Raw genomic sequence first — 12,367 nt, 5'->3', positions numbered from 1 at the left:
ATTGGAATTCCTCCTCTTCATGATCAGGCGCGTGCTTTGGTCGCTGCTGGTCCTGTTTGGGCTCTCCGTGGTGATCTTCACGATCGCCCGCGGCATGCCCGGCGATCCCGTGCGCCTTGCGCTCGGTCCCCGCGCCAGCACGGAGCAGGTCGAGCAGCTGCGGGAAACCATGGGTTTCAACAAGCCGTTGATCGAGCAGTACGGGATTTATGCCCTCGGATTGGCGCGGGGCGATCTCGGTCTCTCGCTGCTGACGAAGCGCCCCGTTGCGAGGGACATCAGCGAGACGTTTGCCGCGACCTTCGAACTCGTCCTGACGACGATCACCATCGCCTTTGCCCTCGGCGTCCCGCTCGGCGTTGCTGCTGCCCGATGGAAAGATCGCTGGCCGGACAACCTTGTTCGCCTGATTGCCATCTTTGCGGCCGTGACGCCGAGTTTCTTCCTTGCGATCCTTCTCCAGATCCTTGCCGGCTATATTCTGCACATCCTACCGACGACCGGTCGGCTGCCGCCGGATCTTGTTTTCAAGGCCGATATCACGGGCCTCATTTCGATCGACTCGCTGCTGCGCGGTCGCCCAGACGTGTTCGGAGAAGCATTCCGCTATCTCCTGCTGCCGTCTCTTGCGCTCGCTGCGGCAACCATGGGTCAGATCGCCCGGATCACGCGATCCTCGATGATCGATGTCGCGAGCCAAGACTATATCGAGGCGAGCCGCGCATTCGGTATTCCTGAGCGTGTCCGCGTCTTCAAATACATGCTGCGCCCGAGCTTCGTGCCGCCGCTGACCATCTCCGGCCTCGAATTCGCATCCCTCATCGGCAATGCCTTCGTCGTCGAGCTGGTGTTCGCCTGGCCGGGGATGGCGGCCTATGGCGTGCGCACGATCATGCAAAAGGACCTCAATGCCGTCATGGGCGTGGTCATCGTCTCCGGCGTTTTCTTTGTCGTCGTCAATCTCGTCATCGATGTCCTGGTCGGCATCGTCGACCCGCGCATCCGCATCAGGGGGAGACGCTGATGTCCGATGCATCCCTAGAAACGCGCGGTCAGCCCGCGCGCCTCTCCAACGCCTACCAGAATTGGTATCGTTTCTCTCGCAACCCGACAGCTGTCATGGGCGCCGTGATCGTCATCGTCTGCGTGCTTGGGGCACTACTGGCACCCTGGATCACCCCGCATCCCGAACATGTGGGTGCAACGGTAAACTTTCGAGCCCGTCACCTGCCGCCATCGACCGATTACTGGTTTGGGACGGACAATGTCGGTCGCGACATCTTCACGCGCGTCGTCTTCGGCATGCGCATCTCGCTGCTGCTGGCGCTCGTCGTTCTCGGCACCGCCGTTCCCGTCGGCACCGTGCTCGGCATGCTCGCCGGTTATTTCGGTGGCTGGGTGGAGGCGATCATCATGCGCCTGACCGATATCGCGCTGGCCATTCCGCCGCTGGTCATGGCGCTTGCCGTCGCTGCGGTGCTGTCGCCGAGCCTGGTCAATTCTCTGCTGGCGATCTCGGCCCTGTGGTGGACCTGGCATACCAGGCTGATCTACTCGATCACCAAGCAGATCCGCAGCCAGGAGTTCATCGAGGCTGCAGAGACGCTTGGGGCGAGCAAGTTCCACATTCTCTTCCGCGAGATCCTGCCGAACTGCGTTTCCGCGATGGCGGTCAAGACCTCGCTCGATTGCGGCTTCGTGATCCTGGTCGGAGCGTCGCTCTCTTTCCTCGGCCTCGGTATCCAGCCGCCGACGCCCGATCTCGGCACCATGGTCGCCCAAGGCGCCGCCTTCCTGCCCGATTATTGGTGGGAGTCGGTTCTGCCCGGCAGCGCCATCCTCTTTGTCGCCCTCGGCTTCAACCTTCTCGGTGACGGTCTGCGCGATCTGTTCGATGTGCAGGAGGTCCGATGAGCTTCCCCCTTCTCCGCGTCAAGGATCTCTCGGTGTCTTTCTCGACCTACGGCCGCACCAGCCAGGTGCTGCACAATGTCAGCCTGGATGTGCCGGCACGCTCGCAGGTCGCCCTTGTCGGCGAGAGTGGGTCCGGCAAGACCGTGACGATGAAGGCCATCATGGGGCTGCTGCGTCAGCCGCCAGCCCGTATCGTCAGCGGCGCGATCTACTATGACGGGGCCGATCTGCTTACCATGCCCGACAGCGAGCGCCTGCGGCTGCGGGGCACGGCCATGTCGATGGTGTTCCAGGACCCGATGAGTTCGCTCAATCCGGTATTCACGATCGGCGACCAGATGGGTACCATCCTGAAATATGCGGACAAGCGCCTCGGTCGCGCACGGTCGCGGAAGGACCGCACTGCGCGCGTCCACGAGGTTCTCGAACTGGTCCGCATGCGCGATCCCGAGCGGATCTCGCGCGCCTATCCCATCATGTTGTCGGGCGGCATGCGTCAGCGTGTGCTAATCGCCATGGCGCTCCTGAGCGAACCACAGCTGCTGATTGCCGACGAGCCCGGGACTGCGCTCGATGTGACAACGCAGGCGCAGATCCTCAAGCTGCTGAAGGATCTTGTCGAGGAGCGCGGACTGGCACTGCTCATGATCACCCACAATCTCGGGGTAGTGAGAGAGACGTCGAACTATGTCTACGTGATGAACAAGGGCATCATCGTCGAGCATGGCGAAACCGCCGGCCTCTTCGAGGCGCCGCGCGACCCCTACACGCAGAGCCTGATCGAAGCAGTGCCGCGGCTGACCGGCTGCATGCGCTTCGGCGGGGAGGTAACACCATGAGTGCGCCGATGCTGGAAATCGTCGACCTTCGCAAATCCTTTCCCATCCGCAATGCTTTCGGCCGCAAGACCGGAGAGATGAAGGCTGTGGACGGTGTCTCGTTTGCGATCGAAAAGGGCCAAGTCTACGGCCTTGCCGGCGAGAGCGGATCCGGAAAATCGACAATCGCCCGGATGATCATGGGCCTCGAAACGCCCGACGGCGGAGAGATTCTCATCGATGGCGAAAGCCTGACGAAACGGTCGCGTCGTCACGTCAGGGATGTTCAGATGGTTTTCCAGAATCCGGGTTCATCGCTCAATCCGCGCCGTACCGTCGGCCAGTCGATTGCCGTTCCGCTCGATGCGCACGGATATGCCGGCAACAGGCGCCAGCGCGTTTCGGACCTGCTGGAGATGGTCCAGTTGCAGGCGGATTTCGCCGAGCGTTATCCGCATGAGGTTTCCGGAGGTCAGAAGCAGCGCGTTGCGATCGCCCGGGCCTTGGCGGTCGAGCCGAAGCTTCTGGTTCTCGATGAGCCGACCTCGGCGCTCGATGTCTCGGTCCAGGCCCGCGTTATCGATCTGCTGGCCGATCTCGGTCGTCGAATGGAGCTCACCTATCTCTTCATTTCCCACGATCTCAGCCTGATGCGCAACTTCGCCCGCAGCGTCGGCGTGCTCTATCGCGGCCAGATCGTCGAAACGGGAGCGGCTGCTGCCGTTTTCGAGCATCCGACCCACGATTACACCCGGCTTCTTCTCGCCTCCGTTCCCGTCATCTCGAAGGAGGAAGAAGCGATGCGTCCGAAAATTCCATTGATCGACGGAGAAATTCCAACAGCCGAGAAACTGCTCGCGCTGCGGCAGGCCGGTCAGCAGCAAGTCAAGAACGAGGTTAGGACTGATGATAAGAATTGGTATTGACGTTGGGGGCACCAACACGGACGCCGTCATCATGAATGGGCCGGAGGTCGTTGCCGGCGTGAAGTCCGCAACCACGGCGGATGTCATGAGCGGCGTCGTCAATGCGCTGCGCGATGTTCTCGCCGCCTCCGACATGGAAGCATCAGCCGTCGATTTCGTCATGATCGGCACGACGCACTTCACCAACGCCGTCGTCCAGCGTCGTGACCTGGCGCAGACGGCTGCCGTTCGCCTCGGCCTGCCGGCGACGGCCTCGCTGCCGCCGATGGTAGACTGGCCGGAAGATCTCAAGCAATCGATCGGCAATCACGCCTATCTCGCCCATGGCGGCAACGAGTTCGACGGCCGCGTGATCTCGCCGCTCGATGAAGACGAGCTTCTGAAGATTGCCGAGGACATCAAGGCGAAGGGCATCAACACGATTGCCATCACCTCGGTCTTCTCGCCGGTCAGTGCCGATTTCGAAAAGCGTGCGGCGGCCCTGTTCGAGAAGGCCATCCCCGGTGTTCATATCACGATGTCGAGCGATATCGGCCGCATCGGACTTCTCGAGCGCGAAAATGCGGCGATCATGAACGCGTGCCTGCGCGATCTGTCCGCCCATGTCATCGATGCCTTTCGCAAGGCGATCGTCGAGACCGGCATCAAGGGCAAATTCTTCCTGACGCAGAATGACGGAACGCTGATGGATGCGTCTTTTGCCGAGAAATTTCCGGTCCTCACCTTCGCCTCCGGCCCGACCAATTCCATGCGGGGCGCCGCGTTCCTGTCCGGTGTGAGCGATGCGATCGTGGTCGACATCGGCGGCACGACCTCCGATGTCGGCTCGTTGCACAAGGGCTTTCCCCGCCAGGCGACGGTCGCAGTCGAGGTCGGCGGTGTGCGCACCAACTTCCGTATGCCGGACGTGTTCTCGATTGGACTTGGCGGCGGTTCGCATGTGGTAGACACGGATCAGGGGCTGAAGATCGGCCCGGTTTCGGTCGGCTACCGCATCAAGACGGAAGCTCTGGTCTTCGGCGGCCGGACAATGACCACGACTGATATCTCGGTCGCTGCCGGTCATGCAGACCTTGGTGATGCCTCCAAGGTCTCGCACCTGTCGAAGGACCTGCTGGAGCGCGCCGAGGCGAAGATCCATGAGATGCTGGAGGACTGCGTCGAGCGGTCGCGCCTGTCGCCGGATCCCTTGCCCGTCATCGTCGTCGGCGGCGGCTCCATCCTGGTCACCCGCTCGCTTGCAGGGCTCGAAGTCATCAAGCCGTCTCATTTCGGCGTGGCCAACGCCGTCGGCGCTGCGATTGCCCAGGTGTCGGGCGAAGTCGACCGGGTCTATGCGCTGGCCGAGCTCGGACGCGAGAAGTCGCTCGAGGATGCCAAGAGCCGCGCCATCGATGCGGCTGTCGCGGCCGGCGCCTCGCGCGAGTCGATCGAGATTGTCGATGTCGAGGACGTGCCGCTCGCCTATCTGCCCGGCAATGCCACGCGTATCCGCGTCAAGGCCGTGGGAGAGCTCAATGCCCGCTGAAGGCTACCTGCTGAAAGAAGAAGATCTCCTGCCCCTGTCGATCGGCGCAGCACTGCTCGGCACCGGAGGCGGCGGCAATCCCTATGTCGGCATGCTGCGCGCCAGGGAGCTGTTCCGCAAAGGGGCTCAGGTCCGCGTCATTCCGCTTGAAGCGCTGGAAGACGACGCCTGGATTGCCGAGGTCGGCGGCATAGGCGCGCCTGTCGTCGGCGTCGAGAAGATCGAGGAAGGCGGAGAGTGCTACCGCGCCATGCGTGCGGTCGAAGAGACGGCCGGCGTTAGGGTGTCTGCCGTCATCTCGGCCGAGATCGGCGGAGCGAACTCCATCGAGCCGATCATTGCCGCCGCAATGGCAGGCCTGCCGGTCGTCGATGGCGATGGTATGGGCCGCGCCTTCCCGGAAGTGCAGATGACGACCTACATGATCTATGGCGCCGATGTATCGCCTGCCGCCATCGCCGATGAAAAAGGCAATGTCGTCGTCTTCAAGGATATCGTCGACATGTTCTGGCTGGAGCGTTTCGCGCGCGATGTGGCGGTGGCGATGGGTGCCGGCGCCGGCTTTGCGGTGGCGCCGATGCGCGGCGATTTCGTCAAGCGCACAGCCGTCCCGCGCACCGTCTCGCAGGCGCTCGAGATTGGCCGGACCGTGCTCGATGCCCGCGCGAAACGGCAGAACGTCGTGGAGCGCGTTGTCGAGGCCACCGGTGCCAGGCTGTTCTTCACCGGAAAGATCATCGACATCAGGCGTGAGCTGACCGGCGGTTTTGCGCGCGGTCATGCCATCATCGCCGGCACGGGAGACTGGACCGGTGCGCAGGCCCGCATCGCGATCCAGAACGAGAACCTGGTGCTCTGGATCGACGAGACGCCCGTCGTCATGGTGCCGGATCTCATCATGAACCTCGAAATCGACACCGGTGAGCCGATCACCACGGAAATGCTGCGCTACGGCCAGCGTGTTGCGGTGATCGGGCTTCCGGCCCACGCCCTCCTGAAAACGCCGCGTGCCTTAGAGATCGTCGGGCCGAAGGCGTTTGGCTTTCCGGAATTGACCTTCGAACCGCTGACCGTGCATCAGGCTGCAGAATAAAGGCTATGCCAATGAAGATCCTCAGAACGATCCACGCCGAAGATCTCGAAGACATCGCGATCGGCGGCGCTATCCTCGGAACCGGCGGCGGCGGCGACCCCTATGTCGGCAAGCTGATGGCGCAACAGGCGATCCGCAAGCACGGGCCGGTCAAGCTGGTGGATGTGGAGGAACTGCCCGACGATGCGCTCGTCGTTCCCGTCTGCATGATGGGCGCACCGACAGTCATGACGGAAAAGTTGCCACAGGGTGACGAACTGGTCTTGGCGTTCCGAAAGCTGGAGAAGCTGCTCGGGCGCAAGATCGACGCAGTTCTTTGCGGCGAAGCAGGCGGGGTGAATTCGACGATGCCCTTCGTCGTTGCCGCAGCGACCGGTCTTCCACTGGTCGATGGAGACGGCATGGGCCGCGCCTATCCGGAGCTGCAGATGGTGACGTTCACGTTGCACGGCGTGTCCGCAACGCCGATGGTGCTTTGCGACGACAAGGGCAACTCGCTCGTTCTCGAAACGGTGAGCAACGGCTGGACAGAGCGATTGGCACGCGCTGCAACCGTGGAGATGGGTGGCTCGGCCTTGCTTGCCTTCTATCCGATGAGCGGCGACGTGGCGAAAAAGGCGGTCGTGCGCGGCACGCTGTCTCTCTGCGCCAATCTCGGGCGAACGCTGCGTGAAACGCGGGCAGCCCATGGCGATCCCGTGGGCGCCATCACCAAGATGCTCGGCGCTAGCGTCGTCTTCACCGGTCGCGTCAGGGACATCGATCGTCGGACCGTCGGTGGATTTGCCCGAGGCAGCGCCCGGTTCGACGGACTGGATGACTGGAAGGGGCATAGTTTCAAGCTGGATTTCCAGAACGAGTTCCTGATGGCCGAGCGGGACGGCACGATGATCTGCACCACGCCTGACCTCATCACGCTGCTGGAGGCCGAAAGCGGCAATCCTGTCACCGCCGATTCGTTGCGATACGGGCTGCGGCTGGTGGCTCTGGCATTTCCGTGCAATCCGCAGTGGCAGACGCCAGCGGGTATTGCCCTCGTTGGACCGCGGTATTTTGGCTACAACGCAGACTATACCCCTTACACGTTTTCCTTAATGTAAGATTCAGATGTTTGATAACGTCGTCACCCTGTTTAAGGCGCGCTCACAGCTCGCTGTCGTCTAGCATTGTGGGCGAAAAGCACGCTGAGAGATGTTATTGATGAGACTTGAACTGCGGAACCTTGTGCGGGCGGCAATGATCTAAGCTTGATCACCGTTGCCGTCGGTCGCCTTGAATGGATCAGGACCGTCAACCCCGATCTCGTAAAGAGTCGGCAGCGGCGGTTACGAACTAGATCACCACCAAAGCTTAGAATTCCAACCGATCCTTATAACTGGTATCGAACACTTCTTTAGGTGGCGAAGGAACAATATTCGCTTGGATTATTTGTATGGGCATGGAAAATTCCGAATGGAACGTGCCTGTTGTTCTCCTACCCAGTGCTCAAATCTCAAAAGAGCGCATAATATTTGATGCACGTGATGCTGCTCAAGTTCTCAGGAAGCTTTCGTTGAACTCGGCTTCGCCCGAACGACGACACAGGTGATTGCGGCCAAAGCAAAGGTCTCGAAGCGATCGATCTATGAAGTCTTCACCGACAAGACGGCAATGTTTGCGGAGGTCATTCGGAACGAGGGCGCGATCTTTCTTGACCTGCCAAGAACCTCCCGAGAGCAGTTGCCCCTGCTCGACACCCTGATGCGACTATTCCGGCTCGATATCGATGAAGCCGCAGAGCTTCGTCGAGAGGCGCTGCTGCACCTGATCATGCGTGAATCGTTGCAATTCCCCGAGTTTTGCGATTACCTGTACGACAACGGCATCATCTGCGCCCGCGAGGATCTGATCGAGTGGCTAAGGTCCCAGAACGAAGCCGGCCGTTTGACAATCGAGGATCCAGCAGTCTGTTCGGGAATGCTGATGGACATCGTTTTTGGTGCATTGTTGCCACGCCGGCGCCTGAAAGCGGCGGCGGACCGGGAGCTTCGAAAACTGCATATCAAAAAGCGATTGGAAATTTTCCTGAATGGAGTGAGGCGAGCATGAAGATGTTCGAAGTGCTGCGGCGCTGCTTGTGGTACCGATATTTATGGAGAAAAAGATATGGATGATAAAGTCCGGGCTGCCCTCGACCACTATCACGAAGTGATCCGCAAACAGCAGAACGAGCCGCGCGAAATGCCTCCGGGCGGGCGCGATGGTGGGCTGGACCAGCGCATGCGCGCTGTCGGGCCTGCAACCGGTCAACTGCTGAACGTCCTTGCGAAAAGCATCAAGGCACCGACCATTCTCGAAATCGGCACGTCCTTTGGTTATTCCGGCATCTGGCTCGCAGAAGCAGCGAGGGCTTCCGGCGGCCGGCTTATCACCATGGAACTGCACGCATACAAGACCGACTATGCGCGCAAGATGGCCGAAAGGGCAGGACTTGATAGCTTCATCGACTTCAAAGTCGGCGATGCCATCGAGATGATTTCGCAGCTGCCTGACGGGATCGATTTCATACTGCTGGATCTTTGGAAGGATCTTTATGTGCCCTGCCTGGAAGTGTTCTATCCAAAGCTCAATCGCGGCGCGATCATTGTCGCCGACAATATGGTGCGCGGTGGCGACGGCAATATGAAGGAATATGCAGCCCGCATCCGTGCCATGCCGGGCATCAGTAGCGTGATGCTGCCGGTCGGCAGCGGCCTCGAAGTCAGTCGCTACGACCCGTGAGGCACATGACGCTTTTTAGCAAGTCGTGACGCGGTGCTGGCGCTGAAGCCAGCCATGGCTGCTGCCGTCTCGTTGCGATGCGTTTTGGTCAATCCCATGTACAATCCTGCTTGCTGGTTAGTGATCGTTTGCCGGGCATCCAGGGTCCTCTGCTGGCGTTTTCTCGCCGGTACGACCAGTGCTTATGCCTGTCTCGAGATTTGATATGCGGGTTACGGATATTATCACGTTCGCGTGACGGAGTAACGAACAGCAGGTGCGCTCCGAATACCATTATTGGAGTATCCCACTCCATGTGACTATAAGGATCAGTTCATTGAAATCTTGGATCAAAATAAACCGCTTCGTCGCTTCGACAGCCTTTGTCGCGCTCATGGCGGTCCCGGCCATGGCCGAAACAAAGGCTCCTATCAAGGCTCACAACGTCGTTCTTGTGCATGGACTCTATGCCGACGGCTCAAGCTGGTCCGAGGTGATCCCGCTTTACAGAAAGCAGGCCTGCACGTTACTGCGGTGCAGAACCCCCTCACCTCGTTCAAGGACGACGTGGACGCAACTGATCGCATTCTAGCACAACAGGATGGCCCTACGGTACTCGTTGGACATTCCTATGGCGGGGCTGTTATCAGCGAAACTGGGGATGATCCGAAGGTCAGCGCGCTTGTCTATATCGCTGCTAGAGCACCGGAAGCTGGCGAGGACTTCGCTGCATTAGGTAAGACTTTTCCGGCCACTCCAGCGAGCCAGGGTACGATCCATGAAGGTGGGTTCGCGCAGTTGAGTGAAAAAGCGTTTATAGAAGACTTCGTCGGTGATTTACCCGTTTTGCAGGCAAGAGCTCTTTACGCAGTACAGGGACCAGCTTCGGATTCTCTTTATACGGTTAAGACGACAAAGGCTGCTTGGCACAGTAAGCCTAGTTGGTATGCCGTTTCTCAAAATGATAAGACGAGTTCGCCAGACCTCGAACGGTTTCTTGCTAAGCGTATGGGCGCAACAACGGTTGAATTAGCCTCCAGCCATGTCTCAATGCTGTCACATGCCCAGAGTGTCGCAAACCTCATTTTGGAAGCGGCGGGCTATCGGACGAAATAGCGGCTTCCCCGCCTTTGTGGTATGCGAATGATTGACAGCGGTTTGTTTGCCTGTCGAAAGGGCCGATCAGTCACTCAAGCGAGGACTACGATTTGCCGGAACATGTGGTGATTTTGAAGCCACATGCGATCGAACATTCACGGGAGAACTGGCTGCCAATCTGGCATGTCTCGGCAAATCGCTCTACGTTGCATCAACAGACCCGTTATCTATTTCGCCAGCATTTTTGCCGCTTCAACGTCCGGCTGATCTGTAAATTTCTTTGAGAGGACAAGTAGAAGATGAACTTGCCGGCCACCCAGTATCCGTGAGTCAAGGATTTGCTACGATATCCACCACGGCGTATTTGCGTCTACCTTTATATCGGTTGGCTCCGGCGCCTTCGCCTACATCGCCTATATTCAATCGTGCCTACAGACGTTGCGAACCGCGACATGGCCCATTGCTTGTGAATACGGTTTATAAAAATACGATAGCGCATGAACGACAGAGATGCGCTTCCAGACCTTGAACCGCTGCAGCTACCGTCGCATTCGATCGGCCGGCAAGCCCTTTCGCGGAACGCACCCCAGATTTAACGCCGGCACTCAACAGCATGCTTAAGGTTGCGCCAACCATATCGGCGAAATCAGAGGCGACGTAAAGAATCTTATAAAGACCACCCTTTAGGCTTTGAAGTAAGGCAGGCAGAGCAATGCAGATCGATTTACAAACCCTTTGGTACTTAACCGTCGGAACGCTGCTGGTGTCAGCGTCGCTTCTCCTTTGGGAAAGGCAGGCACATCCAGGTCGCGCACGTGTGCTCGGTGTTCTGGCCGCGGCACTTTTCGCGTTCGTTCTCGGGTGCGTGCTTGCAATGAACCGGAGCCACTTTCCGGTCGCGCTCGGCATGGGGGCGGTCAACATCCTAATGATGTTGGGCTACCTTTTGGTCCTTAACGCGATCGCCGGCCTCGACGGTCACCGCTATCTCTGGTCGTCCGTCGCAGCCCTGAGCTTCCTATCCATCGCCTGGGCGATCGCTGGCACGCACTTCCCGGCCGCCTTCTGGAACCATGTCTCGTCTATCCCCATCGCGCTGACCTGCGGCCTGACAGCATGGATAATTATGCGCAGTCGCACGGCCCAGCGATTGCGCTCACGTCCGATCGCTGTATCGATCTCGGCCGTCCATGCCGTGTTCTACCTCGGCCGAGCGTTCATTGCCCCTGTTCTCCTTCAGCGGTACGGGCAAGATATTATCTCCATCGTTGGGAAGGCGACGATGTACGAGGCCGTCTTGTACTCGGTAGCGATGCCGATGTCCTTTCTGATGATTATTCGAGAGGAGGAAAAGCTCCATCTGCTCCGCATGTCACAAACCGATCAGTTGACCGGGCTTGCAAACCGTCACGCCTTTTTTGAGCAGGCATCTCGGATCCTCCGGGAGCGGCATGGAGACCCAGTCTCCCTGCTCGCCTTCGATCTCGACCACTTCAAGGCGATCAACGACCGTTATGGACATTCAACCGGAGATAAGGTTTTGCAGTTGTTCGCCGAAACCGCCCGCGAACAGGCGGGGCCAGACGCGCTTATTGTCCGGCTGGGCGGTGAGGAATTCGCTGCGCTTCTGCCTCGTTGCGACCATTCCCAGGCTCTCAACCGCGGCTCGGCGATCGCAAGCCGGTTCGCCGAAGCAGCCGCTCGGGCAGAGGGTTTGAAAACCGGGGCCACCGTCAGTATCGGCCTTGCTGCACCGGACTGCCACGACCTCGCCGGGATGCTCGCAAGCGCCGATGGCGCGCTGTACCGGGCGAAATCCCTTGGGCGGAATCGCGTTGAGACCGCACTGCCAAACGAATTGCTGCTGCACCCCTCAGCAGATCCCTTGCATCATCAGTTGCGGGTAGTGACGATGGGCGCGTCCTGATTCGATGTAGCGTTTTTGGACAAGAGCGCTCTTGATGAGATTCGAATTTGCGCCACCTGTTCATACGGAAATAATTTCCGCGTGTAGCGGCCAGATGGTTGGGCGTGAACGGGTTTGGATCTTCGATCGGCAGGCGCCACATATCCGCTGACATGGAATAGGTCGCGATATCTATCGGTCAGCATAACTCATTTGGAGTAAACAATTTCCGTTAATCCTCGCCTTGAACCGTATTGAACCCGCGACCGGCTGGCCAAAATTACATAAGCGTCTGAAAAGGCGCGCTTTTTGCGCGTAATGCGCATTTATGGAACCTCATGAGTT

General features: G+C 59.3%; 10 protein-coding genes and 2 pseudogenes. All 12 read left to right on the top strand.

The features are described 5' to 3' along the window. The first annotated feature begins 19 nt into the window (after window positions 1–19). The 12 genes and pseudogenes from J5274_RS23040 (at window position 20) to J5274_RS22990 (ending at window position 12,043) form a co-directional block, all read left to right on the top strand. Window positions 20–1,024 carry an ABC transporter permease gene (locus tag J5274_RS23040; RefSeq protein ID WP_224129383.1) on the top strand — a complete coding sequence of 335 codons (1,005 nt, stop codon included), beginning with the start codon at window positions 20–22 and terminating at the stop codon, window positions 1,022–1,024. After that, the gene (locus J5274_RS23035; protein WP_219275255.1) at window positions 1,024–1,914 is read left to right on the top strand and encodes an ABC transporter permease; all 891 of its coding nucleotides are present in this window, start codon (window positions 1,024–1,026) and stop codon (window positions 1,912–1,914) included. The genes J5274_RS23040 and J5274_RS23035 overlap by 1 nt, the downstream gene beginning before the upstream one ends. Further along, window positions 1,911–2,753, top strand: a complete 843-nt coding sequence (locus J5274_RS23030) for an ABC transporter ATP-binding protein (RefSeq protein WP_219275254.1) — start codon at window positions 1,911–1,913, stop codon at window positions 2,751–2,753. The genes J5274_RS23035 and J5274_RS23030 overlap by 4 nt, the downstream gene beginning before the upstream one ends. After that, window positions 2,750–3,658, top strand: a complete 909-nt coding sequence (locus tag J5274_RS23025; RefSeq protein ID WP_219275253.1) for an ATP-binding cassette domain-containing protein — start codon at window positions 2,750–2,752, stop codon at window positions 3,656–3,658. Before J5274_RS23030 ends, J5274_RS23025 begins: the two co-directional genes overlap by 4 nt. Continuing rightward, entirely contained in the window at window positions 3,639–5,186 is a 1,548-nt protein-coding gene (locus J5274_RS23020; protein ID WP_219275252.1) for a hydantoinase/oxoprolinase family protein, read from the top strand. Before J5274_RS23025 ends, J5274_RS23020 begins: the two co-directional genes overlap by 20 nt. Then, the gene (locus J5274_RS23015; RefSeq protein WP_219275251.1) at window positions 5,176–6,279 is read left to right on the top strand and encodes a DUF917 domain-containing protein; all 1,104 of its coding nucleotides are present in this window, start codon (window positions 5,176–5,178) and stop codon (window positions 6,277–6,279) included. Before J5274_RS23020 ends, J5274_RS23015 begins: the two co-directional genes overlap by 11 nt. A gap of 11 nt (window positions 6,280–6,290) precedes the next feature. Beyond that, window positions 6,291–7,379: a DUF917 domain-containing protein gene (locus J5274_RS23010; protein WP_219275250.1), complete on the top strand. Its 1,089-nt coding sequence runs from the start codon at window positions 6,291–6,293 to the stop codon at window positions 7,377–7,379. Window positions 7,380–7,833: 454 nt separating this feature from the next. Beyond that, a pseudogene (locus tag J5274_RS29010) lies at window positions 7,834–7,932 on the top strand (TetR family transcriptional regulator); the annotation flags it as partial. Beyond that, window positions 7,930–8,367, top strand: a complete 438-nt coding sequence (locus J5274_RS23005) for a TetR/AcrR family transcriptional regulator C-terminal domain-containing protein (protein WP_307877646.1) — start codon at window positions 7,930–7,932, stop codon at window positions 8,365–8,367. The pseudogene J5274_RS29010 and the gene J5274_RS23005, both read left to right, overlap by 3 nt. Before the next feature lie 57 nt (window positions 8,368–8,424). After that, window positions 8,425–9,039, top strand: a complete 615-nt coding sequence (locus tag J5274_RS23000; RefSeq protein WP_219275248.1) for an O-methyltransferase — start codon at window positions 8,425–8,427, stop codon at window positions 9,037–9,039. Window positions 9,040–9,412: 373 nt separating this feature from the next. After that, window positions 9,413–10,134 (top strand): annotated as a pseudogene (locus tag J5274_RS22995) (alpha/beta fold hydrolase). 694 nt (window positions 10,135–10,828) lie between these two features. Next, window positions 10,829–12,043, top strand: coding sequence for a diguanylate cyclase (locus tag J5274_RS22990; RefSeq protein ID WP_219275247.1), 1,215 nt, complete (start codon window positions 10,829–10,831; stop codon window positions 12,041–12,043). Window positions 12,044–12,367: the final 324 nt, after the last annotated feature.

Source organism: Rhizobium sp. L51/94 (genome assembly GCF_019355555.1).
Taxonomy (GTDB): domain Bacteria; phylum Pseudomonadota; class Alphaproteobacteria; order Rhizobiales; family Rhizobiaceae; genus Rhizobium; species Rhizobium rhododendri.
Note: the sequence above shows the minus strand (reverse complement) of the source record. Positions and strands in the feature narration are given on the sequence as shown.

Coding starts and splice junctions, on each gene's coding strand:
- J5274_RS22990 (WP_219275247.1), top strand. CDS start 10,829: ATGCAGATCGATTTACAAACCCTTTGGTACTTAACCGTCGGAACGCTG.
- J5274_RS23025 (WP_219275253.1), top strand. CDS start 2,750: ATGAGTGCGCCGATGCTGGAAATCGTCGACCTTCGCAAATCCTTTCCC.
- J5274_RS23020 (WP_219275252.1), top strand. CDS start 3,639: ATGATAAGAATTGGTATTGACGTTGGGGGCACCAACACGGACGCCGTC.
- J5274_RS23000 (WP_219275248.1), top strand. CDS start 8,425: ATGGATGATAAAGTCCGGGCTGCCCTCGACCACTATCACGAAGTGATC.
- J5274_RS23005 (WP_307877646.1), top strand. CDS start 7,930: ATGTTTGCGGAGGTCATTCGGAACGAGGGCGCGATCTTTCTTGACCTG.
- J5274_RS23010 (WP_219275250.1), top strand. CDS start 6,291: ATGAAGATCCTCAGAACGATCCACGCCGAAGATCTCGAAGACATCGCG.
- J5274_RS23030 (WP_219275254.1), top strand. CDS start 1,911: ATGAGCTTCCCCCTTCTCCGCGTCAAGGATCTCTCGGTGTCTTTCTCG.
- J5274_RS23040 (WP_224129383.1), top strand. CDS start 20: ATGATCAGGCGCGTGCTTTGGTCGCTGCTGGTCCTGTTTGGGCTCTCC.
- J5274_RS23015 (WP_219275251.1), top strand. CDS start 5,176: ATGCCCGCTGAAGGCTACCTGCTGAAAGAAGAAGATCTCCTGCCCCTG.
- J5274_RS23035 (WP_219275255.1), top strand. CDS start 1,024: ATGTCCGATGCATCCCTAGAAACGCGCGGTCAGCCCGCGCGCCTCTCC.